This window comes from Sinobaca sp. H24 (genome assembly GCF_023845525.1).
This window is the reverse complement of the sequence record NZ_JALBWT010000001.1, coordinates 367,021-389,057: the sequence shown is the minus strand read 5'-3', so window position 1 is coordinate 389,057 and position 22,037 is coordinate 367,021. Positions and strand designations below refer to the sequence as shown.

Annotated in this window: 22 protein-coding genes and 1 tRNA gene; 12 read left to right on the top strand and 11 right to left on the bottom strand. The window is 44.0% G+C overall.

Going from position 1 to position 22,037, the window contains the following annotated elements; genetic code table 11:
• Positions 1 to 39: 39 nt before the first annotated feature.
• Complete coding sequence (locus MMY81_RS02180; RefSeq protein WP_252311459.1) at positions 40 to 609, bottom strand: hypothetical protein; 570 nt, start codon at positions 607 to 609, stop codon at positions 40 to 42.
• A gap of 122 nt (positions 610 to 731) precedes the next feature.
• On the opposite strand from MMY81_RS02180, the gene MMY81_RS02175 reads away from it, so the two are divergent.
• The 4 genes from MMY81_RS02175 to MMY81_RS02160 all read left to right on the top strand — a co-directional run bounded on the left by MMY81_RS02175 (position 732) and on the right by MMY81_RS02160 (position 4,296).
• Positions 732 to 2,039, top strand: a complete 1,308-nt coding sequence (locus tag MMY81_RS02175; protein ID WP_252311458.1) for a D-serine ammonia-lyase — start codon at positions 732 to 734, stop codon at positions 2,037 to 2,039.
• Entirely contained in the window at positions 2,026 to 2,853 is an 828-nt protein-coding gene (locus MMY81_RS02170; protein ID WP_252311457.1) for a GGDEF domain-containing protein, read from the top strand. Before MMY81_RS02175 ends, MMY81_RS02170 begins: the two co-directional genes overlap by 14 nt.
• The gene (locus MMY81_RS02165) at positions 2,828 to 3,853 is read left to right on the top strand and encodes a putative bifunctional diguanylate cyclase/phosphodiesterase (RefSeq protein WP_252311456.1); all 1,026 of its coding nucleotides are present in this window, start codon (positions 2,828 to 2,830) and stop codon (positions 3,851 to 3,853) included. The genes MMY81_RS02170 and MMY81_RS02165 overlap by 26 nt, the downstream gene beginning before the upstream one ends.
• A gap of 98 nt (positions 3,854 to 3,951) precedes the next feature.
• Entirely contained in the window at positions 3,952 to 4,296 is a 345-nt protein-coding gene (locus tag MMY81_RS02160; protein ID WP_252311455.1) for an AbrB/MazE/SpoVT family DNA-binding domain-containing protein, read from the top strand.
• 140 nt (positions 4,297 to 4,436) lie between these two features.
• Here MMY81_RS02160 and MMY81_RS02155 read toward each other — a convergent pair whose 3' ends face one another.
• A complete protein-coding gene (locus MMY81_RS02155) occupies positions 4,437 to 6,416 on the bottom strand; it encodes a methyl-accepting chemotaxis protein (protein ID WP_252311454.1) in 1,980 nt (659 codons plus the stop codon).
• A gap of 204 nt (positions 6,417 to 6,620) precedes the next feature.
• Here MMY81_RS02155 and MMY81_RS02150 point away from each other — a divergent pair, with 204 nt between their 5' ends.
• The 4 genes from MMY81_RS02150 to MMY81_RS02135 all read left to right on the top strand — a co-directional run bounded on the left by MMY81_RS02150 (position 6,621) and on the right by MMY81_RS02135 (position 9,146).
• On the top strand, positions 6,621 to 7,205 hold the full coding sequence (locus MMY81_RS02150) for a GNAT family N-acetyltransferase (RefSeq protein WP_252311453.1): 585 nt from the start codon (positions 6,621 to 6,623) through the stop codon (positions 7,203 to 7,205).
• 69 nt (positions 7,206 to 7,274) lie between these two features.
• Positions 7,275 to 7,697, top strand: a complete 423-nt coding sequence (locus tag MMY81_RS02145) for a calponin homology domain-containing protein (RefSeq protein WP_252311452.1) — start codon at positions 7,275 to 7,277, stop codon at positions 7,695 to 7,697.
• 1 nt (position 7,698) lies between these two features.
• Positions 7,699 to 8,184, top strand: a complete 486-nt coding sequence (locus MMY81_RS02140; protein ID WP_252311451.1) for a hypothetical protein — start codon at positions 7,699 to 7,701, stop codon at positions 8,182 to 8,184.
• Positions 8,185 to 8,282: 98 nt separating this feature from the next.
• Positions 8,283 to 9,146: a GAF domain-containing protein gene (locus MMY81_RS02135; RefSeq protein ID WP_252311450.1), complete on the top strand. Its 864-nt coding sequence runs from the start codon at positions 8,283 to 8,285 to the stop codon at positions 9,144 to 9,146.
• 62 nt (positions 9,147 to 9,208) lie between these two features.
• Here MMY81_RS02135 and MMY81_RS02130 read toward each other — a convergent pair whose 3' ends face one another.
• From MMY81_RS02130 to uvsE, 7 genes are all read right to left on the bottom strand, one after another.
• Complete coding sequence (locus tag MMY81_RS02130) at positions 9,209 to 9,838, bottom strand: Fic/DOC family protein (RefSeq protein ID WP_252311449.1); 630 nt, start codon at positions 9,836 to 9,838, stop codon at positions 9,209 to 9,211.
• Positions 9,839 to 9,841: 3 nt separating this feature from the next.
• The gene (locus MMY81_RS02125) at positions 9,842 to 10,006 is read right to left on the bottom strand and encodes an antitoxin VbhA family protein (protein ID WP_252311448.1); all 165 of its coding nucleotides are present in this window, start codon (positions 10,004 to 10,006) and stop codon (positions 9,842 to 9,844) included.
• 122 nt (positions 10,007 to 10,128) lie between these two features.
• Complete coding sequence (locus MMY81_RS02120; protein ID WP_252311447.1) at positions 10,129 to 10,917, bottom strand: PhzF family phenazine biosynthesis protein; 789 nt, start codon at positions 10,915 to 10,917, stop codon at positions 10,129 to 10,131.
• Between the two features lie 26 nt (positions 10,918 to 10,943).
• Entirely contained in the window at positions 10,944 to 12,338 is a 1,395-nt protein-coding gene (locus tag MMY81_RS02115; RefSeq protein WP_252311446.1) for a YfcC family protein, read from the bottom strand.
• A 117-nt stretch (positions 12,339 to 12,455) separates the two neighbouring features.
• A complete protein-coding gene (locus MMY81_RS02110) occupies positions 12,456 to 15,461 on the bottom strand; it encodes an MMPL family transporter (RefSeq protein ID WP_252311445.1) in 3,006 nt (1,001 codons plus the stop codon).
• Between the two features lie 24 nt (positions 15,462 to 15,485).
• A complete protein-coding gene (locus MMY81_RS02105; protein WP_252311444.1) occupies positions 15,486 to 15,923 on the bottom strand; it encodes a MarR family winged helix-turn-helix transcriptional regulator in 438 nt (145 codons plus the stop codon).
• A gap of 99 nt (positions 15,924 to 16,022) precedes the next feature.
• A complete protein-coding gene (gene uvsE, locus MMY81_RS02100) occupies positions 16,023 to 16,979 on the bottom strand; it encodes a UV DNA damage repair endonuclease UvsE (protein ID WP_252311443.1) in 957 nt (318 codons plus the stop codon).
• Between the two features lie 156 nt (positions 16,980 to 17,135).
• Here uvsE and MMY81_RS02095 point away from each other — a divergent pair, with 156 nt between their 5' ends.
• The 3 genes from MMY81_RS02095 (at position 17,136) to MMY81_RS02085 (ending at position 20,798) form a co-directional block, all read left to right on the top strand.
• Complete coding sequence (locus tag MMY81_RS02095; protein WP_252311442.1) at positions 17,136 to 17,915, top strand: SGNH/GDSL hydrolase family protein; 780 nt, start codon at positions 17,136 to 17,138, stop codon at positions 17,913 to 17,915.
• Positions 17,916 to 17,973: 58 nt separating this feature from the next.
• A complete protein-coding gene (locus MMY81_RS02090) occupies positions 17,974 to 18,732 on the top strand; it encodes an IclR family transcriptional regulator (protein ID WP_252311441.1) in 759 nt (252 codons plus the stop codon).
• A 287-nt stretch (positions 18,733 to 19,019) separates the two neighbouring features.
• The gene (locus tag MMY81_RS02085; RefSeq protein WP_252311440.1) at positions 19,020 to 20,798 is read left to right on the top strand and encodes an L-lactate permease; all 1,779 of its coding nucleotides are present in this window, start codon (positions 19,020 to 19,022) and stop codon (positions 20,796 to 20,798) included.
• A gap of 48 nt (positions 20,799 to 20,846) precedes the next feature.
• Here the strand turns inward: MMY81_RS02085 and MMY81_RS02080 are convergent, their stop codons facing one another.
• Positions 20,847 to 21,062 (bottom strand): hypothetical protein, encoded by a 216-nt coding sequence (locus MMY81_RS02080; RefSeq protein ID WP_252311439.1) that lies wholly within the window; start codon positions 21,060 to 21,062, stop codon positions 20,847 to 20,849.
• 156 nt (positions 21,063 to 21,218) lie between these two features.
• On the opposite strand from MMY81_RS02080, the gene MMY81_RS02075 reads away from it, so the two are divergent.
• Positions 21,219 to 21,293 (top strand) — tRNA-Arg (locus MMY81_RS02075).
• Positions 21,294 to 21,610: 317 nt separating this feature from the next.
• Here MMY81_RS02075 and MMY81_RS02070 read toward each other — a convergent pair.
• Positions 21,611 to 21,934: a DUF4352 domain-containing protein gene (locus MMY81_RS02070; RefSeq protein ID WP_252311438.1), complete on the bottom strand. Its 324-nt coding sequence runs from the start codon at positions 21,932 to 21,934 to the stop codon at positions 21,611 to 21,613.
• Between the last annotated feature and the right edge of the window lie 103 nt (positions 21,935 to 22,037).

Here is a 22,037-nt window from a genome sequence, read left to right as displayed (position 1 = left end):
CTGTTTAACCAGGCTGCTTTGTCCCCATACAATAATGTATTAAACGGGGCGGTTGGTCACGTGGTGATCCGTATCATCATCATCTGAAGAGGAATTAGATGTGTTTTGATTGGAAGAGTCACCGGACGTGCTTTGGCTGGAGGAATCTGTGCCGGAAGCGTTTGTTTCAGAAGAGCCGGAAGTGCTTGATGCGTTCTCTCCGCTCAATTCTGATTTTGCTTCTTTTACTTTTTCACCTACGCCTTTGATATCCTGCTCCGTGTTTTTCGCAGAAGAAATAATATCCTGAGAATCATTTTTTACTTTTTGAGCCTGCTCTTCCAGCTCTGAACCTCTTTCATCCAGTATTTCCTGGATTTTGGTTACAGCTTCTCTTACGATTGTAATCGTATTCTGGGTGCGGTTTCTAATACGCTCCTTGCTGCCTTCCGGATCTTCTTTATACTCCTGAACCATTTTATTTCCTGATTCTTTAAGCTTGGAAGAACTTGTTTTAACTTTTTCTCTTGAAGTAGAATTCGTTAGTACGAACGCTACGCCGCTTAGGGCACCAAGAGCAATACCAAGGCCGATTTTGCTGCCGGCTTTTGTGTTAGTTTGCTTTGCCATTGTTAGTCTCCTTTTAAATAATAGTTATTTTAATAATGGTTTCTATTTAATACCTTTACCCGTCCTTTAATAAATGTAATCATTTGTTTCATAGAATCTAAAAAAAGAAGAGGAGGTGTGGTATGGAAATTAAACAGTGGATCGAAAAGTTTCCTATCCTGAAGCAGGTAGCGGAAGCACAGGAAATAATATGGCTTAATCCTTCCTTTTCGTCCGTTCATTCTGTACATACTGCTGTTATTAATGAAGATATAGCAGAAGAGGCCAGGGAGAGGTTTGAACGGTTCAAGCCCTGGATGAAAGATGTATTTTCCTTTGAAGACCCGTATCGTTCGCCTTTGACAGAGATAGGGGATCTTCAGCAGAAGCTGCAGATCCGGGGCAGGCTTTTTATCAAACAGGACAGTGAACTGCCGGTGGCAGGATCCATAAAAGCACGCGGCGGTTTTCACGAGGTGTTTGCCTGGGCAGAGGAGCTTGCTTTGCAAGAAGGTTTGTTAACAGGATACGCGGATGATTACCGTAAATTAAATACACCGGAAGCAAAAGCTTTGTTTTCGTCTTATACGATAGCAGTAGGATCAACCGGAAACTTAGGAATGAGTATTGGCATAATGGGAGCTGCTCTTGGCTTTCAGTCCAAAGTACATATGTCAAAAGACGCTAAAGCATGGAAGAAAGACAAATTGAGAAGCAATGGTGTTCAGGTTTTGGAATATGAGGATGATTACAGCAGAGCGGTCGAGGAAGGGCGTCAGCAGTGTCAGCAGGAACAAACCTGTCATTTTGTTGATGATGAACGTTCTAAGCTTCTTTTTGCAGGCTATACGACAGCAGCATCGGAGCTGGCGGAACAGCTGAGGAATGCGGAAGTTTATCCGAGTGAGGAGCATCCTTTATTTGTTTATCTGCCCTGTGGAGTCGGCGGAGGACCGGGCGGAGTTGCCTTCGGATTAAAGCGCTTGTTCGGGGAGCATGTACACTGTTTTTTTGCAGAACCCACCCATTCTCCGGCCATGCTGCTTGGACTTATTACGGAAAAGCATGAACAAATATGTGTGCAGGATATTGGTCTGGATAATCAAACCGAAGCAGACGGCCTTGCTGTCGGACGCCCTTCTGCTCTCGCATCTAACGTCATGAAGCCTTTGCTCAGCGGAGCCTGCACCATAGAAGACAGCAGACTGTATGATTATCTGGTTCTCTTAATGGATACGGAGCAGATTTACTTAGAGCCCTCTGCTCTTGCAGGCATGGCTGGACCGCAGAAGGTAGCGGCCTCCAATTATATGAAAACAAATGGAGTGAACCCGGAAACGGTAACCCACATTATCTGGGGAACCGGAGGCGGTCTCGTGCCGGAAAGTGTAAGGAAAGAAGAGTATACTAAAGGTAAAAGCCGTGAGGAGTCCCGGGATGAATCGAATTGAACCGTACTTGGAACGAAAAGAAGCGTTTCTTCGAAGCCGCACGAAAGCATTAGGCCAAATTATAAGCACAGCTCTAATAATAGGGGCCATTTCATTTGCAGCAGTGGATTATTATTTTTCTGATATGCCCTACTCTATTTTAATAGGGGCAGGTATTATAGTGCTGGCTTTGATCGTTTTGTGGGTCACACAAAGCAGCCTTTCTCCAAAAGCCCAGACTTGGGCTATTTCGCTTTTGACTTTAATTATTCCCTTATTAAATCTGCGCTATGCTATAGTCGGAGGCCAGACGGTCTGGGCATTAATATTTGTTTTTATCATATTTTCCTTGTTTTCTTTATCGAGACTTCCTCTCATTTCTGCCGGTATTACGGGCTTGTTCACGCTCTTTATGCTCTGGTGGTACCTTCCGGAGGCTACTCTGTACCTTCAGATTTCCGATCATATTGCGAGGATATCGTTGATTATGATTTCCCTGCTGATTGCTTTTTGGATTAATACACTGTCTATCAGCAAAGAACGTATGATGCTTGCCTATACAGAAGAAATAGAAAATGCTTCTCTAACAGACAGTGCGCTGCAGATACCAAATCGCCGGGCATTCGAATTCAAATTGGAAGAGAGAAAAGAAGAGCATCCTTTTCACATATGGGTTATTAATATTGATCGATTCCGCATTATTAATCAGATTGCAGGTTATCAGACAGGTGACAATATACTGCGGCAGATAAAAGAAAGAATAGCGGTCGTCCTTCCAGAGGAAGCTTATCTTGCAAGGGGAAATCAGGATGATTTTCTTATTTATCTTTTCTGAAAAGCTCCGGAAGCAGTATAAAGACCTGGAACAAAGACTTCTTCGAGCTATTCATGAACCAATCCAATATAACAATCACCAGTTCAAGCTGAGAGCAAGCATAGGAATGGCTCCATCCGCTCAGGTGGGAACAGACACGGCCTATGTGATGAACAGCGCCGAATATGCCTTAAGAGAAGCAAAGCAGAAAGGCGGCGGTCAGGCAGTAGTCTGTACCGAAAGGTTGTCGGAGGAATCGGAATATCGGACGTTTATCACAAATCGTATGACTCCTAAAGCACTCGATAAAGAATTCAGCCTGCTGTTCCAGCCGCAGTGCGAATCGAAATCAGGAAGAATCACTGGTGTAGAAGCTTTAGTACGATGGGAGGATTCAGAAAAAGGCTTTATATCCCCGGAAACGTTTGTGCCGATTGCAGAACAGAACGGTTTTATTCATCCTCTGGGTGAATGGGTTATACGGGAAGCCTGCAGACAGACGATAGAATGGGCTGCCGAAGGCCAAATGAAAGTGGCGGTAAATATTTCCCCGCAGCAGCTTATTCACGCCGGTTTTGCAGAAAAGGTACTTGCTGTTTTAGATGAAACAGGGTTTCCTCCGGATTCGCTGGAGCTGGAAATTACAGAGCATGTTCTGGCTCTTCATATGGAAGAAGCCAAAACGCAGCTGCAGCTTCTTCGTTTAAACGGTGTGCGTATTGCGATTGATGATTTTGGCACCGGCTATTCGTCTTTATATGTGCTGCAGAGCTTTCCGCTCGATAAAATCAAAATTCCAAGAGAATTTATTCAGAACATTCATATGAGTTCAAGAAAGAAGCACATTGTTGAATTTATTATTCGTATGGCTGATGACTTAAAGATGGACGTGCTGGCAGAAGGAATTGAAGTAGAAGAAGAATTTGATTTTTTGAAAAAAGCCGGATGCAGACAGGTTCAGGGTTATTATCATTATCCGCCGTTGGATAAAGATCATTTAATAGAAGAAATAACAGGGTAACCGGCAGCCCCTAAGCACTAATGGAGATCAAGGGGTCAATTATGATAAACTAGCTGTAAGAAGGAGCCGGAAAGCGGCGATAGAGAGGAACAGATAGCATGGAAGAAAAAAGAAAAGAGCGGAAAATAAAACGAATTGCCGTATCATCCAAAAGGCAGATGAGCATCCCGAAAGAGTTTTTTGAAGCTTTGGATATAGAAGAAGAAGTGATGATTGAAAATATCGACAATAAAAAACTAGTTATTACTCCTTACCGGGAGCCGTTGGAAGATGTATCGGAAGAAATATTAGAGCAGCTGATTGCTGAAGGATTTCAGGGGGAACAGCTGGTAGAAGAATTCAAATATAGAAAGTCTTCTCTGCATATTACGCCGAAAGATAAAAAAACGGAACCGGATGAAGAAGGACCGCTAATGCCCGAGCTTTTTCCAGAGGGTAAATAAGATTAAATCTATACTCCTATTCGAAATGTTTGTTTCGGCAGGAGTATTTATTTTGTGTACGTATTGATTTTCCGTTTTAAAAACAAAAAAGAAACTCAGATGATCCGCATAATAACGGTACCTGAATTCCTTTTCACGAATTAAATGTTAAATGAATTGACCAAGTCTTTCAGTTCCGCAGACATCCGGTTCAATGACTGGGCGGCTGAATTAATTTCTTCCATGGAAGCCAGCTGTTCTTCTGTGGAAGCAGCTACTTCCTCAGAAGAGGCTGCGTTTTCCTGGGCAATCGTGGAAATGTCTTCTGCAGAAGCCGTTACACCGCTGATGCGGTCTGTAATTTGTTTGGCGGTGGAAGACACATCCTGTATTTTCGGTGCAATCTGCTCCATGCTCTGGAGAATTTCCTGGAACTGGTTCGATGTTTCTTTTGTTACGACAAGTCCCTGCTCGGCGTTTATCGACACGGCGCCCATCTGCTGGACAGACTGCTCGGTATCCTGCTGAATGCTCGTAATCAGCGTACCAATCTGCTTGGCGGATTCCGAAGATTGCTCGGCGAGTTTGCGGACTTCATCGGCAACGACCGCAAAGCCTTTGCCTTGTTCCCCGGCCCGTGCCGCTTCGATGGCCGCATTTAAAGCGAGCAGGTTGGTCTGGCTGGAAATGCCGCTGATCACTTCAAGAATATTGCCTATCTCTTTGGAACGTTCGGCCAGCGATTGAATGACCGTGTTGGAGCTGGACACCGATTGGTGAATAAACTCCATCTGCTCCAGGTTATGTTTCACGTGCTTCTCGCCTTCTTTCGCGCGTTCCGACGCATCAGACGTTAGGTCGGAAACAAGGGAGGAGCGTTCCGCAATGGTCTGTACGCCTAAGAAAACCTGGCTGATCTCTTCATTCGTCTGTTCAATTTTAACGGTTTGATTTTCTGCGCCGCTTGCGACCTGTTCGGTAGCAGAGGCCACTTCTCTGGTAGCAGCTGCCGTTTGATCCGAGCTGGCAAGAAGCTGCTCGGAAGACGAGCTCATCTGGTCAATGGAGTTATTCAGCTTCGTAATGACCGTTCGAAGCGACTCCGCCATTTTATTAAAGCTCGTACCCAGCTGGCCGATTTCATCAGAAGAAGTAATGGCCACCGTTTCGGTTAAATCCCCTTCGCTGATCCGTTCTGCGCTGCTGGAAAGGCGACGGAGCGGCTGAATGATGGAGCGGACAATGAAAAAGACAATAAGGGAACCAACGACGATGGAAATACCGATAACAACAGCCATTTCCGTTAGAATGCCGGAAGCTGCGTTGGTTACCTCATACTCATACATGGTGGCACCGATTTTCCAGCCGGTCGCATTATTTGTCATGAAGTCCATAACTTTATCTTCGCCGTCAATTTCATAGGTGAAAATGCCTTCTTCCGATTGTGCCAGTCCCGATGCTACACTTTCTTCGAGTGGTGTGCCGGTTTCAGCGGAAGGGTTGTACAAGTAGTTACCCTGGGAATCAGCAATAATCATATATCCTTCTTCTCCGACGGTATTATTTCCGGCGAAGTTAATAAGAGCCGTCAGGTCGTAGTCGATACCAGCCACCCCGGACCCGTCTTCCATCATTTTAGCAATGGTAACGGTGAGGTTGCCGGTAACAGCATCGACGTAAGGCTCAGTGACCACGGCTTCGTCAGGTGAACTCTCTGCAAGAGTGTACCAGTCTCTCGTCGTTGGATCATAATCGTCTGGAAGTTCCGCACCAGGTTCAATAATCATATCTCCTTCGGCTGAACCGGTGTAGATAGACAGTACATCGTCATTTTGAGCAATGTAATCACCCAGTTTTTCTAGTGATGCGTCCTCTTCAAATATGTTTTGATCTATATCCGAAGCAAAGAATGTAATATCGTTTTTCTTGGCGTTGATTTCTCTTTCTATCTGTTCATTGAGAAGCAAAGCGCTGTTGTCCATATTTTCGACTAATTGATTACGTACCTCTGCTTTCGCAGAATTATAGGACAAAGATCCTATAATAAGACCGGGAATAATCAATATCAGTAGAAAAGAAAGAAAAAGTTTGTTTCGTAATGATAAGTTTTTTGATGATTTTTTCCGGGTTTTTTTTCTCATGATCTGCTCCTTTAATAGTGTGATATATCCAGTTATATCGGAATAAAACAGAAAATATGAATGGAAAAACAGAATAAAAAAATAATATTTAAATAGATTGCAGTCGATATATAATAAAATTAATTATAGGTAAAAATAACTATTCGTCTATAAAAAGAAAAAAGTGAATGCTACACTGATTATAAAGAAAGGGGGCGGAGTAAAATGCATCGGAAAAAAAGATATTATCAGGCACAGCCTTTGTTCTATCTGCGTGCCTTAACAGAAAACGACGCACCCGATGTATGGAGCTACCTGTCCCGTCCGGAAGTAGTAGAACATTATGGAATGGATCCGCTCCATAACATCAAAGAAGCGGTAGAAGAGATTCAGTGGTATCATGATATAGAATCCGATGGAACCGGATGCCGATTTGCCATCGTGCTGCAGCATAATGACAGAGTGATTGGAAGCTGCGGCTTTCATAACTGGCATCAAAAAAGCGGCCGGGCCGAGACGGCTATGGAACTTCATCCGGCATTTTGGGGACGCCATATCATGACTCATGCGATGCATGTTATATTGGAGTATGGATTTCGTGCCATGCACCTGGAGATCATCACGGCACTGGTTAAATCAGAAAACATTTCCTCTCAGCGTTTAATGGAAAAACTCCATTTTCAGCGGACACAAATAGTGAAAGATGGCGTATATTCTTATTATTTGTCAAAGAAGGACTGGCAGATTAGACAAGATCCAGAGCGGTATTTTTCTATTTGGAAAAAAAAGCCCGAGGCTTTCATCACCTGACCAGCCCGAAGGTTTCGAAGATAGCAGACACAGCCGGACAACTATTATTTATACAGGGGTTAAAAAATCATGAAAAAAGTATACATACATGTAGGTTTTCATAAGACGGCAACGACTTTTCTGCAGCGCCGTATTTATCCGAAAATGCAGAACGTCACTCATATAAAAAATAAGCATATTAGTGAAACGCTTTACGATATCCGTTTGAAGTCTCTAACGGATGGTAATATCGAACTAATCCGGGACCGTTTTGCCAAATGGGAAGAAGGCAGACCGCTGTTGATTTCCTATGAGGGGCTTTCGGGGAGCCCGTTTTCCCAGAAGCGATCAAAGCAGCAGGAATCGATACTTAAGGATTTAAGACGTGTGTTTCCAGCAGAATCCTATGATGTACGTATCATCATTGGAATTCGGGAGCAGGTAAAGCTGGTTACATCTTTATATCTTCAATATATTCACCAAGGAGGAACCCAAAAGCCGGAAACCTATTGAGATGCAGTTTGGCGTGCTGGATCATTTTTATTATGATCGCTACCTGGAAATGGTAGAAGACATTTTTGGAAAAGACAGTTATTACTGTATGGTGTATGAAACGTTTAATGAGGATATCAATAAGGGGCTTCTGGAACTGCTGGAATATATGGGGGAAGATGCTGTACCTAATTACTCCAATACACAGGTAAATCGAAGCTTTGGCGCCGCACAGGCAAAGGTTGGGAGACGCTTAAATTTTTTATTCAAAACTAATCTAAATCCTAACGGAAAAATTCCGATCCGGCGCTTTCCTATAGTGGGAAAAGTTTCTCCCAGACGGGTTCTTCAAAGCAAAGCAAGCTTCAAGCTTCACTACAAACGCTATCAGCTGCCGGAACATCTGCATAAAATGCTTAAAGAAAAGTATGTGGAAAGCAACAAGCGTTTGAAAAAAGAATATAACCTGCTGCTCCCGGATAACTATGATGCTTCCTCCCGAAAATAATGAACGGAGAGGTTATGTATTACAAATTATACTAATTATAGTAAAATAGACAAAGTAGATAACGTATAGTTATCATAATAAACAGGAAGGTACCTATTATGCTATTAAATATGGAATCAGAGCAGACTGCACCGATTCTTCAAACATTTGAAGAGGCCACAGCTAACATTTTACAGTTAATGAGTGAATTTATAGATATTAATACGTTATTTATTGCTAAAAATGATGGAAGCCACAACGAAATGGTAAAAGTACTAAATGTTGATTCACCGCTTCTCGTAGAAGGAGATATTTCTCCTTTTAAAGAAACGTTTTGTTATTTAAGCGTGCAGCAGGGCTCTGAAGTGTTTGTGATTGAAGATTTAAATGCTCATGAGTCTACGAAAAAGCTGGAAGTGACGAAGCAGCTGGGAGGAGGCTCTTTCATTGGTGTCCCTGTCTACTATGGCGATGGGGAAAATTACGGTACTATCTGCGGCATCGACACGAAACAGTTTGAGTTTACGGATAAGCACCGGGAGTTGTTCAAAGCGATGGCCTCCCTATTGACCCATGTGATTGAAATTGAACGAGCACACGAGCAGGTTTTGAGCCTTTCCGCGCCGCTTGTGCCGATTACAAAGGGAGTGGCGGTACTGCCTATTATCGGTGATGTGAATGAGAAGCGGGCAGACAGTATTATTCATACCGCACTGACAAAAAGCCAGGAATATAAGCTTGATTATCTGATTATCGATCTTTCGGGTATTTTGAATATAAACAATGAAGTTGGAGCACACCTGCTGAAAATTATTAAAATTCTTGATTTAATAGGGGTCGAGCCTATTCTAACAGGAATTCGTCCGGACCTTGCTATTAAGGCTATCGCAATGGACGTGAAGAAAGATCTTAAAGAAACCATCATAGTAGGGACACTCGAACAAGCCCTGCACAATATCGGTTTTTATTTCGCAAAAAAATAAGAGAATGACATCTGATCTCTTAAGGGAGACTGTTTGTTATATATGAAGAAGAGAACAGCCTGTCAGCTGTTCTCTTCTTCGTTGTTATAGCGTATTCTTTCTTTTAAAGCAATATCAACAGCATCGTTTTTAATAATAGCCAACAACGCTTCTTTTGCCATTGTATAATCATCTACAACACTTGCTTCGAACAGTTTTTCGCGGCGTTCATCAATATAGTCCATTTCAAATCCATGATACAAAGCAAGCTGGCGGATGAACTCACGCTGTGTCCGGCCGTTTCCTTCCCGAAAGGGATGAATATAGTTCAAATCCGTATAAATCACAGCTGCCGCTTCAGCGAATGCTTCTTTCGTCTTGAAGCCTCCTGCATTAAGCTTAAGCAGGCGTTTTTCCAGGTCACTCAGCCCGATATGAAGAAAAGACGTGGCCAGAAAATTAGTAGACCCTTTCTGAATCTGTACGGTTCTCCATTCTCCGGCCCATTCATATAGATCCTGGAAAATATGATAATGGACAGCTTGAATGTGCTCCCGGTTAAAAGAACCGGAAACCCTTCTACTGTTATAAAGCTCTACCATGCGCTTAAGCGTAAAATACTTCTCTGCCTGCTCGAGCTCTTCTTTATCCTGTATGTTCAGCTTATTCCTAAGCACGTTAGTACCTGGGTACATATATGTCTGCTGTGTCATCGGTCAGGCTTTCTTTTCTTTGATCATCTGCAGAATTTCTTCCCGGGAAATGTAACCTCTGCAGAAATCTTCGGCGATTTTCATTTCATGAGCAGAATAGGTGAAGCCTTCCATTTCCATGGAGGCAAGCGCATTATCAAATGCCTTATTTTTCTCAACGACTGACATGGAAAACCTCCTGAAATCCAGTGTGTAATCTGACTCTATTATACCATAAATACCTGGTTTTTGGGGGCGGTCCATACGTGGCAGAGCTTGAAAACAGGGAAGAAGGAAGAGCGGTTTTTCGATTAGAACAAGAGTATACTTTCTAAAACAGTAACGGCTGATCCTCCTATAAAACAACGATCTTCCTCTATAGAAACGAATAAATCTCCGCCGCGGCTGGAGGCCTGTCTGGCTGAAAAAGAAGAACGTTTCAGCCGCTTTTCCCAGAAGGGGGCCAGGCCGCAGTGGGCGGATCCTGTTACGGGGTCTTCTTCTACGCCGATAGCCGGATAAAAACAGCGCGAAACAAAATCATACTTCTGCCGGCTGCTTCCGGCTGTTAAGATGACACCTCGTGTATCCAGCTTTAAAAATTCCCGCATATCTGGTGCAGCCCGGAGAACGGCTTCTTCATCAGTCGTCTCCACGATATATTCGAGCCTGTTTTTTTCTACGCTTAGAATAGGAACAGAGACACCGTCAAGCAGAGCATCAGGAATCGAGCATGCAGAAGGAGCTTCAATCGGGAAGTCGAGGATAATCTGCCCCTGTTTATAAGAGGCGGACAACTGTCCGCTTTTAGTGTGAAAGTACAGTGTCTCTTCAGCAGGGACAGAATAGCGCTCCCATAAAATATGAGCGGCAGCGAGCGTTGCATGACCGCAAAGATCAACCTCCGAGGATGGAGTAAACCAGCGGAGCTGGTAATGGAATGGCTTCTCTTTTATGAGAAAAGCAGTTTCTGACAGGTTCATCTCCATCGCTGTTTTCTGCATCCAGTCTTCTTCGGCTGACTTTTCAAGCAGGCAGACAGCTGCCGGATTTCCGGCAAAAGGGTGGTCTGTAAAAGCATCTACTGTATAGATTCTCATTTCGTCCTCCTTGAATTACGTGAAAGTTAAAAAGGTCCCCATCCGATTAGAACGCCTATGCTTAACGTCACAACCGCTATTACAGTCCAAATACAGAATAAAGGGAAAACCCAGCGCGCCCATGTTGTCCATGGTACGCCTGCAACAGCAAGACTTGCCATTAAAATTCCCGAAGTAGGGAAAATAATATTCGTCAGGCCGTCTCCGAATTGAAAAGCCTGTACAGCGACCTGGCGGGTGACGCCAATCATATCTGCAAGCGGCACAAGCATAGGCATAGCAATCATTGCCTGGCCGCTCCCGGAATTGACAAGAAAATTAAGCACCCCGTTAGCACCGAACATGCCAAGCGCAGCAAGTACAGGAGGCAGGCCCTCCAACGGTGCTGCAAGGCCGTACACGATCGTATCGAGCACAGTGCCTTCTTCGAGCATAACGATAATAGCACGAGCGAGCCCGACGACCAGAGCGCCGTAGGCAAGCTTCTGGACCCCCTGTAGAAACGTGGTGGCAATTGTATTATAGTGCATGCCGGCGATAACACCGCAGCTCAGGCCGAGAAAAACAAAAAACGCAGCCATATGGTCAATCGTCCAGCCAAGCTGGATCGAACCATAGACAAAGAAAACAAGAGCAACACCGATAAAGAAGAGCATCGCTTTATGGCGACGTGTGAACGGAGCTTCCAGTCCTTCCGTTTCTTCTTCTTCATATACCTTCATTAAGCTTTTGGAAGGATCTTTAAGAATGCGCTTTGTATACCGCCATATGTAGAAAATAGTTACGGATAAAATTAGTATAAAAACAATAATGCGAAGCACCAGGCCGGAAAAGAGAGGCAGGTCGGCAATATCCTGTGCAATACCAAGCGTATATGGATTAATGAAACCTACGTTAAATCCGGCAAAATTTGCCCCAAACGTAATAGCAACGGCAACGATAGGATCAAGCTTCAACGTACGTGCGATAATAACGCCAATAACAACAAAAGCGATGACGGCGTTTGCTACAGCACCAACCGCTCCGCCAAGCGCAAAAATAGTGCAGATAGAAGCGATCATCCAGAATTCTTTTCCCTGGGTGAGGGAGACGGCACGATGGATTCCTCCGCGAAGGGCACCGGAGCGTTCAATGATTTCAAAGGCACCACCGGTGAAAAGAACCATAAAAATGATGTCAGCAGATTCCACCATTCCCATCTGTATCGCATAGAAAAAATCCATGATTCCTACGCTGCCGGCCTCACTAAAAGAAAATGTTCCCGGCACGACCCGCTCTACGCCATCGACCATTTCCCGTTCAAAAGAACCGGAGGGAAGCAGGTAGGTTAACAGAAAAGCAAACAGCAGCACGCCGAATAAAATCACATATGTATCGGGCATTTCCCATCTTTTCTTAGAGTGGGGTGCTGGTTCTTTCATAATAGACCTCCTTCGTATTCAGAATATAACAACAGAGTATATAGGAAAAAGAAGAAGATGACAATGCGCATATCAAAAACCCCGGCCTTCTATAAAGAGAGACCGGGGCATTGCTTTTTATTCTTTTTTTGATTTAAGCTTTTTCGGTTCTTCGAGACTGATAATCGCTGTGACTAAAAGAGGCAGGATAATCAATCCGAACAAGAGGAGTCCTGTTACTACGCCGGTACCAACCTGCATCAGGGTCAAGACACCGGATGGAATCATTGCACCGAACGTACCGCACAGAATAATAACGGCTGTAATAATAACGGTGCCCATTTTAATCATAGCCTGCATCATGCCTTCGCGAACGCCAAGGCCGGCTTCTTCCTGATATCTGTCAAAAAGGAAGATAGAATAGTCTACGCCTAGGGCAATCAGCATAATGAAAGTGAAAAAGTGAACGGGCCACATAATACCCGGATAACCAAGACCATTGACGAATATCATTTCCGTTATGCCCATCGACGTATAGTAGGTGAGTAGAAGAGCTCCTAGTATAACGATCGGCTTAAATAAAGAGCGCAGTAAAATCGCAAGCACCACGAACAATCCAATTAAAATGATGGTAATAGTGTGGGTGAAGTCTGCACTTGAAATTTCCTCCAAATCGGCATTGGAGCTGGAAACGCCGCTGTAGGAAATAGAAGCATCCTCAAAGGGCGTACCCTGGACCTGCTGGCTGACTAGCTGCTTAATGTCTTCTGTCGCTTCAATAGCTTCAAGTGAATAAGGATCAGCAGCCAGACTGACACTCATCGTCATGCCTTCTTCGGAATCAAAAATATAGGTATCAAGCGATTCCTGAAAATCATCGTTAGTAAGAAATTCTTCCGGTACGAAAACGCCGGTTCCTCTAATATAAGAAGCTTCAGAAATACCTTCCGTAAACGTCTCTGCTTCTTCCAGACCGGTATTTACTTCACCGACTCCGCTGTTAGCCTGAGCAACGCCTTCCTGAAGCTGCTCAATGCCGGAAGCAAGTCCGCCTGCGCCTTCTTCGAGCGCTCCTGCGCCTTCCTGCAGTTCTGCCGTTCCTTCTGCAAGCTGCTCATTTGCAGCGGTGACTTCTTCCAGGCCGCTTTGAATCTCGCTCAGAGCGGCAGAGAGTTCACCGGCCCCTGCTGTGAGCTCGTTGATCCCGTCACTTAACGCATCCAGCTGCCCGGAAGCTTCTTCCTGCTGAGCGGTAAGCTGTTCGTTTCCTTCGGAAAGTCCGGCTTCTACTTCGGCCAGGGCAGCTTGAAGGGCGGCGGTTTGTTCCGCTATTGCAGAAATTTCTTCTGGTGACTGCGCCTGCTGGAGCTGGGCGGGTATGGCAGCGAGCTGCTCATTAATCTGGTTCAGAGCTGCTACAGGCTCATCGAGTGAACCTCCGGCTGCTTCCTGGCCTTCTGGAAGGCCGGCTTCAACGCTGTCGAGTCCGGCTTCGAGTTCTTCTGCCCCGGACTGCACTTCACCGATACTGCCGGTAAGTTCATTTAACCCGCTGTTTACTTCGGAAAATCCTGCGTCTAGTTCAGACAAGCCGTTTTCCAGTTCTCCGAGTCCGGCTTCTATATCGGAAGCACCTGAACCGGTCTCATCAAAGCCGCTGTCTGCGTCAGACAGATCTTCTTCAATGTCAGTCAGGCCATCACGGGCTTCTGCCAGTCCTTCTGATACAGCTTCCATCTGGTTATCAACATACAGCTCATCAATAATAGAGCCGGCCGGGCGTGTAACGCTTCGTACTTCTGAAACGTCGTCTGATTCTGCAATGGAAGCAGATAATGCTTCTGTGTAGGCCATTGTTTCTTCATTGATCAGGTTCTCTTCCCCGTCGATTATAATTTCAAGTGGAAGAGCCTGTCCTTCCCCGAAGGCATCGGCGATCACTTCTAGACCGTCCAGCGACTGTGTGCCGCCGCTGATTTCATCGGTATTGTTATACGACGTATTGTTGTCATACGTCAAAATAAAGGGAAGCGTAATCGCAGCTACGAGCAGCAGCGAAAGCACTGGACGGAAAATAGAAAGCCGGCCCAGCTGCTTCCAAAGTTTGTTGTGGCTGTGCGAAGCCGGTTTTTTAGAAGGCCAGAACATTTTTTCTTTTAAAACGGCCATAAAAAACGGCAGCAGCAGATACAGAACAAGTACTAATATAAACACGCCAATAGCTACGCTGACGGTGGCCTGATACATGGCAAACTCAGCAAATCCTAAAGCGGCAAAACCTACAAAGACTGCAAGTCCGCTGAAAAACAACGTTTTTCCTGCGGTTTTGTACGTGTGTATAATCGCTTCATGCGTATCTTTCCCGGACGCAAGCTCTTCGCGGTACCGGCTGAGAAGCAGTATGCAATAGTCGGTTCCTATACCAAAAAGGACGGCGACGAGGAACACCTGGGTATAGGTCGTAACTGGAAAGCCAAACCATTCTCCTAGAAATCCAACGACCGATTGACTTAATAAAAAGGCAATGGCGACAGAGAACAGGGGAATAAGCGGGGCCACAAGCGATCGGAAAACAAGAACGAGCAGCGTTAAAATAAGCAGCACCGTAATAACTTCCGTGCGTTCAAGGCCTTCCTGCGTCTGTTCGTCTATTTCATGGCTGATAATAGAATTACCGGTAATGTAGAGATCCGTTCCTTCGGGAGCGGTCAGCTCTTCGATATCTTCAGAAGCGGTGATGGATTCATCGCTTCCTCCATCTATACCAATCGGTATAAGAACGACGTTTTCATCTTCAGAAACGAGCTGCTCTCGCGTATTTTCACTTTCCAGCGGATCGGTGATGCTGCTGACGTGTGACACCAGCTCTTCGTTTTGAAGATCTTCAATGTATTGGGCCAGCTCTTCTTCCTGCTGTTCGGTCAGAGGATCATCCCATTCAAGTACAATGCTGATAGTCTCGCCGCTTTCTCCCTGAGACTCCAGCACATCGCCTGCAATCTGGGAGCTCATGTCAGAAGGAAGCTGGAACCCATCCTGTTCCCCGGCAATGTCCGTTAAACTTGGGGATATGAAAACGGAGACGACCGTAATTACGAGCAAAAGAGAAGCAATAAGCCATCTGAATTTTAATATAGTACGCATGGATAAACCCCTTTAGATAATAGATTAGTTTTTTTGAAAAATATCTTTCACTTTTTCAAAAGTAGCAATAAGCTGGTCGAGCTCTTCGTCTTTAATGTCACCAAGAAGGTAGTTTAAGTATTCATCCACCTGCGCGGATATTTCAACATAAGCCTCTGTACCCTGCTCTGTCAGCTTTACGTGCTTAACACGCTGATCTTTGTCCTCCTGGACAAATACAATGTCGCCCCGGTCACTCAGTTTTTTCAAGCGGTTGGAGATGGCGCTTTTATGAATGCCAAGCATCCCCTGCAGTTCTTTTGACGTTAACGATTGATGGGTATGAAGAAGTTCGAGTACTTTCATCTGTTCAATGGAAAATTCACCTTGTATTTCATAATTGATATGTTCGTATACTTTATTTTTTCCGTAGACCATGACGTCACTGAATAATTCGGTTGCCCGCTGAAGCTTTTGATTCATAATAGTATACCCCCTAAACTAAAAGAAGTTTATCCCATAAACTTCTTTTAGTCAATAAAAAAAGCCACCTTTTTATATGGTGGCCTGCTGCTTTCTGTATTAAAGCTTAAGGGTCGCAGCAGCGATCCGCTTAACCCCCCGCACTGTCGATAAATCTTCCGTCAGCTGAAGGGCAGCCCGGTCTTTTGCTTTAGCCTCGACCATGAAATCGACCGGTGTTTTTAGTTTCCGGAGCTCTTTCATCATCGGCTCAAGAAATGCTGCATCCACGTAGTCGGCATGACTGCGGAACTCTTTGTCCGATTTTGGGGAAGAAGCATGAATTTTGGGAGGAAGGCCGGTCCTATCCCAGGTTTTGAAAAAACGTGGAAGAATCGTGCTTAATTCTTCATCACTGCTGTTATTGGCGGCAAAATGATGATAATCAAACATGAGCGGAATGTCCTCTTTCTCGCAGATATCAAGAACTTCCGATGTCGTATACGTTTTGTCGTCGTTTTCAAGCGTCATCTGCTTTTTGATAGGGGACGGCAGGCTCTGGATGTTTTCATGGAACCGTTCAACAGCAGCTTTTTTATTTCCATATGCTCCGCCTACGTGAAGGTTAATATAGGTATCTTTTTCTATTCCCATCGCTTTGGTCATTTCATAATGGTATTCCATATCTTTTACAGCGTTGTCCGTCACTTCCGGTTTATCACTTGTAAACAATGTAAATTGATTAGGATGGAAGCTCGGGCGGATCTCGTGTTGTTTCACAAGAGAACCGATTTCTTTGTACAAATCTTTAAATGGCGTAATGTAATCCCAGGCCGCTTCTTTATGAGTAGCAAGAGGAACGAGCGCAGAAGAAAAGCGAAACAATTTGATTTCCTGGGCTGCGTTATAATGAAGCATACGAATGGTATTAGTTAAATTTTTTTCAACAGCCTGATGAAGTTTATCTTTTCTTTCGGAAGGAGACATGGCTTTCCACCGGGAAAGCGTTACCGTGCTTGCAGGGGTTGCCTCCCATAAATGAAGAGCCTGCGAGACATAGCCAATACGGATGATCATTGGAAAAACTCCTTTAAGAATTATAGTGGAAATATTTTCATGAATGTAATAGCATGTACCAATAACGTAATGAATACAGTATCTTCTCTATTCCCTATCAGAGAAAAAGATAACAAGCAGGAAAGAATATAGATAAATAAAGGAGTAACAATGGTGTTGAAAAAAAGATGGATAATTATAACAGCTCTTCTGCTGCTTGCCGCAGGAGCTTATTCTCTCTACGAGCTGCTCTATAAGAGCGATCCGGAAGAGCAAAGACAGCAGGAAGACCAGCTTGCAGAAGAAGAAACCCAGAGAGGGGATTATATGTCATATTTTGAACAGCAGACACAGGAAAATGGCGAGCTTCGGGTTGCGGTTATCGGCAGCAGTGTAGCCCGTGGTATGGGAGCAAGCTCTTCTGCCACAAGCTGGGCGGGATTATTGAAAAGCGATCTGGAATCAAGAGAAGAGCTGCGGGAGACGACGATTACATTCAGCAATTTTGGAATGAATGGTTATAAAGCGAATGATCTGCTTGAAGAAGGTGTAGTAGATAATATGGTTCAGGCCCGTCCGGATTTTATTGTATTTGAAACGAGCGTAATTAACAGCTACCGGCAGGGAGAAGCTCTTGATACAACGATAGAGTCTATTGATACCTTAATGAGGCAGCTGGAGGAAGAACTGCCGGATGCAGAAATTGTCGTTATAGCTCCAAATCCGTTGGAAACATCTTCGGCTAATATTAGAGGTAATACATATTTAGACTATTTAACTGAAACCCAGGATTATATTATAGATAATAACTGGAATTATGTAGACAGCTATACAGAAATAGAAGCGCAGCGGCAGGAGCAGGGATATAATATCGAAGACATACTCGATGACGGGATTCATCCAAACGATACGGGATACAGCATGTGGTATGACGTGCTGGAACGATATTTATTTTAAAATCGGAAGCGTATGCTATACTAAACCCAAAACGCTGCCCTAAGAGGAGGCACTTCCTATGGTTAAGTCGGTGGACCGCGCACTACGAATGATCTCCATCATCAGCAGTTACAAAGAAGGAATAGGGGTAACCGGCTTAGCAGAGGAGGTAGACGTAACGAAAAGTGCTGCTTTCAAAATCCTTACTACTCTGGTAGAGCATGGTTATGTAGAGCAGGATAAAACAACGAAAAAATATAAGCTCGGCTATAAATACCTGGAGCTGAGTTCGCTTCTGCTGGAGTCTATGGATATTCGGACGCAGGCCCGTCCATTTCTTCAGGAGCTGGAAGAAGAAACAAATGAAGTCATTCATCTTGTCGTTATGGATCAAGGACAGATGGTATATATCGATAAGCTGGAAGGGTATGAAACCCTCCGTATGCATTCAAAAGTAGGCCGGCGGGCTCCCGGTCACTGTACGAGCGCAGGAAAAATGATTCTAGCCCATTTATCTTCAAAAGAGGTAGAACACGTGCTTCAGGAGCAGGGAATGAAGCCCCACACTCCCTATACCATTACGGATGAGGGCATGCTTCTAAAAGAACTGGAAACAGTCAGAAACAGGGGATATGCAATGGAGGAACAGGAAAATGAACTGGGTATTACCTGCATTGCTGCGCCGATATTTGATAATAAAAAGAGAATTACTGGTGCGGTGAGTATCTCCGGTCCGTCCATCAGGATGTCAAAAGAACGTATCCAAAAAATCAGTCCGCTACTAATAGAAGTAACAAGCCGGATATCTTCAAGACTTGGATATATTAAAGCGATATAAGATCTGTCGGGAAGCTTGAGCCTCCCGGCTTTTCTTATTTATGCAATTATACAATTTGTAAGCGCTTAAATTTGTATAATCGTCCATATCTATTTGGCGGAGAGAATATTACGATAAAAAAGAAATAGAAGATGACATAATTTACAGAAAATAGAGAAAAATGTTGATTGTAATAAAAGCGCTTTCATTGTATGCTTTTATTATAAAAAGAAACAAGGTTTCTTATCAGGAAACAAATGCACTACATACTATCTTCTATAAAAAATGATCATGAAGGGGGAAACATCATGAACACAGGTTTATTAGCATTGCTGTCGCTGCTTCCTATTTTAGTAGTAGGAATATTTCTTGTCGGGTTAAGGTGGCCGGCAAGTAAAGCGATGCCGTTGTCTTTACTTGTAGCGGTGCTGCTTGCTTTATTTGTATGGGGGGTGCCGGGAAACGTAGTTGCCGCCGCTTCTCTAAACGGTTTAATTACAGCGGGTACGTTATTGTTTATTATTTTTGGAGCCATTCTTCTATTAAATACCCTCCAGGAAAGTGGAGCGATGCGGACGATCCGTCAGGGCTTTACTGATATTTCTCCGGACCGTCGTGTTCAGGTTATTATCATTGCCTGGCTGTTTGGCTCATTTATTGAAGGATCCGCAGGATTTGGAACGCCGGCAGCAGTGGCTGTTCCGCTGCTGGTAGGACTTGGGTTTCCAGCAATGGCAGCGGTAGTGGCCGGGATGATAATCCAAAGTACGCCGGTTTCCTTTGGAGCAGCGGGTACTCCGATGCTCGTAGGTGTGCAGACAGGGCTTTCGGCAGATGCTTCCATCACATCTAACTTTCTTGCTCTTACGACGGAAATTGCCGGCCAGGTAGCGATTCTTCACGCGATTGCCGGATTGTTCATACCACTGTTTGTAGTAGCGGTAATGACCAGATTTTTTGGGAAAAATAAATCTTTTGCGGAAGGCATTAAAATATGGAAATTTGCGTTATTCGCGTCGGTAGCGATGACTATTCCATACGTTATTGTAGCGAATGTGCTAGGTCCTGAATTTCCATCCATGATTGGCGGACTTGTTGGTCTTCTGATTGTTATTACGGCTTCCAAAAAAGGATTCCTTATGCCAAAAGGGGATGACATCTGGGATTTTGATGAAAAGTCCAAGTGGAATCCGGAATGGACTGGAAGTATTGAAATTAAAGATATCGGTCATAAAAGCGGCAGCATGAGCATGGTAAAAGCATGGACGCCTTATGTATTAATTGGGCTATTCCTTGTTTTATCCAGACAGGCGTTTCTGCCATTTCAAGGAATACTTCAGTCATTAACGCTGGAGTATCCAGGTATATTTGGTTCTGAGATAACAGCAAGCTTTCAGCCGTTATACTCACCGGGCTTCACGTTTATCGTCGTATCGGTGATTACATTCTTCATTCATGGCATGAACACCCAGGCTTATGCCAGAGCATGGGCGCAGTCCGGCAAAACGATGCTGGCTGCTTCCGTGGCTCTGATTTTCACAGTACCTATGGTACAGGTCTTCCTGAACTCTTCGGGAGGGACCGCCGGGTACGATGAGATGCCGGTTGTGCTGGCAAACAGCGTTGCTTCGCTTACAGGGGAATTATGGCCAATATTTGCCACCTTTGTCGGAGGGCTTGGTGCATTTATTGCCGGAAGTAATACGGTCAGCAACATGATGTTCTCCTTATTTCAATACAATGTAGGAACACAGATTGGCGTGAATCCGACCTGGGTGGTTGCACTGCAGGCTGTCGGCGGAGCTGCTGGAAATATGATCTGTGTGCATAACGTAGTAGCCGCCTGTGCGGTCGTAGGACTGGTAGGAAAAGAAGGGTTAATTATCAGGAAAACGCTGCTTCCTTTCTTCTACTATGCGCTGATCGCAGGATCGATCGGGTACTCGATCGTATGGGTCGGAGAAAAAGGAATCTTTAATCTCGGTACCATTATCACAGCGGCCATTGTATTCTTGGTTGTCTATATTATTGCTACCAACAACAAAAGATTAAAGAATGATATTCAAAACAGAAAAGCAGCATCGTAACAAAAAAGCAGCCGTCTTCTCCATATAAGGAGAGGGCGGCTGCTTTGTTTAGTTTCTTCGTGTTTTCGTGAAATACGTGACGTATATATATTTGATAACAAAAAAGAATACTAAAAAGAAGAAGATAAAAACAAGTGTATTTAAGAACCAGTTCACATCTAAATTTACAATATAATGCAGAAACAGGTTTGTTAATAAAGCCGAAGCAAAAGCAACAAAGAACGTACTGTTCATTAAACTATCGTATCCCCGTGATTTACTCAAATCCGCCACGCTCCTTTATATGAAAATATACTACCCTATACCCTTTAAACGGAAAGCGGTAACCATTGTTCGTTTATTCAGTAAGTAGAATGTATGTTCGGTTTACAGTTATTTCAAAATAGCGCATAATCATAAAGGCAATACAGATGCAGCTATGCCCTAGTAGCTCAGAGGAAGAGCAACAGCCTCCTAAGCTGTAGGTCACAGGTTCGAATCCTGTCTAGGGCGCCATTTATCACATATACAGGAACGAAAAATAATAAAGCACGGACGCTTAGACAAAATAAGTGTTCGTGCTTTTTTGTGGAGATATAAAATATTTCTGAGTTGAACTAATTAAGAAGTATAATCCATAGATACATAGAAGAAAAAAGTGGGTGTCTACCTCTTACTGTATTTTGCTATTCTTGTAAAACAGAATCCAGAAAGCAGGGTACCCATACTCCCAATCATTGCAGCTATCGCAATGTCACCGAACATGGCAAAACTTAACAAAAAACCCATTCCACCAATACCTACCATAATCCATCCAATGATTTTAACTAAGTTCATCTTTCTAACTCAGTTTCTACAACAATTTCTTCACCGATATCGTCCCATGTTTCGGTGTCAGATGCTGCGCTGTAACGTAACTCTATACTTTCCACTTCCTCTGCAGTAGAGTTTTCTAAGATATAAAAAGAACTTCCGCTCTTTGTAACTGCGCCTAAGTAGTCGCCATCCATATGATCGCTAAGCCACATGTCTGGCTCTAACTGTTCTCCGGTATCTGTGATTAACGTAGCTTGAGAAGCATAAAAAGTAACATCTTCTTCGATAGTGTTTTCCACCGTCATATCAACTTGAATATATTCAGCTTGATCTGTTTCCATGAAGTCAGCAAGGTCTCTGTAAACGATAAACTAGAGAGAGCAATTTATCACAATTAAGACAGAGCAGGTTTCCACAAATAAGATTGACCAATTTCCCTACAAA

Coding starts and splice junctions, on each gene's coding strand:
- MMY81_RS02145 (WP_252311452.1), top strand. CDS start 7,275: ATGAAAAAAGTATACATACATGTAGGTTTTCATAAGACGGCAACGACT.
- MMY81_RS02105 (WP_252311444.1), bottom strand. CDS start 15,923: ATGAATCAAAAGCTTCAGCGGGCAACCGAATTATTCAGTGACGTCATG.
- MMY81_RS02135 (WP_252311450.1), top strand. CDS start 8,283: ATGCTATTAAATATGGAATCAGAGCAGACTGCACCGATTCTTCAAACA.
- MMY81_RS02175 (WP_252311458.1), top strand. CDS start 732: ATGGAAATTAAACAGTGGATCGAAAAGTTTCCTATCCTGAAGCAGGTA.
- MMY81_RS02160 (WP_252311455.1), top strand. CDS start 3,952: ATGGAAGAAAAAAGAAAAGAGCGGAAAATAAAACGAATTGCCGTATCA.
- MMY81_RS02180 (WP_252311459.1), bottom strand. CDS start 609: ATGGCAAAGCAAACTAACACAAAAGCCGGCAGCAAAATCGGCCTTGGT.
- MMY81_RS02115 (WP_252311446.1), bottom strand. CDS start 12,338: ATGAAAGAACCAGCACCCCACTCTAAGAAAAGATGGGAAATGCCCGAT.
- uvsE (WP_252311443.1), bottom strand. CDS start 16,979: ATGATCATCCGTATTGGCTATGTCTCGCAGGCTCTTCATTTATGGGAG.
- MMY81_RS02085 (WP_252311440.1), top strand. CDS start 19,020: ATGAACACAGGTTTATTAGCATTGCTGTCGCTGCTTCCTATTTTAGTA.
- MMY81_RS02110 (WP_252311445.1), bottom strand. CDS start 15,461: ATGCGTACTATATTAAAATTCAGATGGCTTATTGCTTCTCTTTTGCTC.
- MMY81_RS02125 (WP_252311448.1), bottom strand. CDS start 10,006: ATGTCAGTCGTTGAGAAAAATAAGGCATTTGATAATGCGCTTGCCTCC.
- MMY81_RS02155 (WP_252311454.1), bottom strand. CDS start 6,416: ATGAGAAAAAAAACCCGGAAAAAATCATCAAAAAACTTATCATTACGA.
- MMY81_RS02165 (WP_252311456.1), top strand. CDS start 2,828: ATGATTTTCTTATTTATCTTTTCTGAAAAGCTCCGGAAGCAGTATAAA.
- MMY81_RS02090 (WP_252311441.1), top strand. CDS start 17,974: ATGGTTAAGTCGGTGGACCGCGCACTACGAATGATCTCCATCATCAGC.
- MMY81_RS02140 (WP_252311451.1), top strand. CDS start 7,699: ATGCAGTTTGGCGTGCTGGATCATTTTTATTATGATCGCTACCTGGAA.
- MMY81_RS02150 (WP_252311453.1), top strand. CDS start 6,621: ATGCATCGGAAAAAAAGATATTATCAGGCACAGCCTTTGTTCTATCTG.
- MMY81_RS02120 (WP_252311447.1), bottom strand. CDS start 10,917: ATGAGAATCTATACAGTAGATGCTTTTACAGACCACCCTTTTGCCGGA.
- MMY81_RS02070 (WP_252311438.1), bottom strand. CDS start 21,934: ATGGAAACAGATCAAGCTGAATATATTCAAGTTGATATGACGGTGGAA.
- MMY81_RS02170 (WP_252311457.1), top strand. CDS start 2,026: ATGAATCGAATTGAACCGTACTTGGAACGAAAAGAAGCGTTTCTTCGA.
- MMY81_RS02130 (WP_252311449.1), bottom strand. CDS start 9,838: ATGACACAGCAGACATATATGTACCCAGGTACTAACGTGCTTAGGAAT.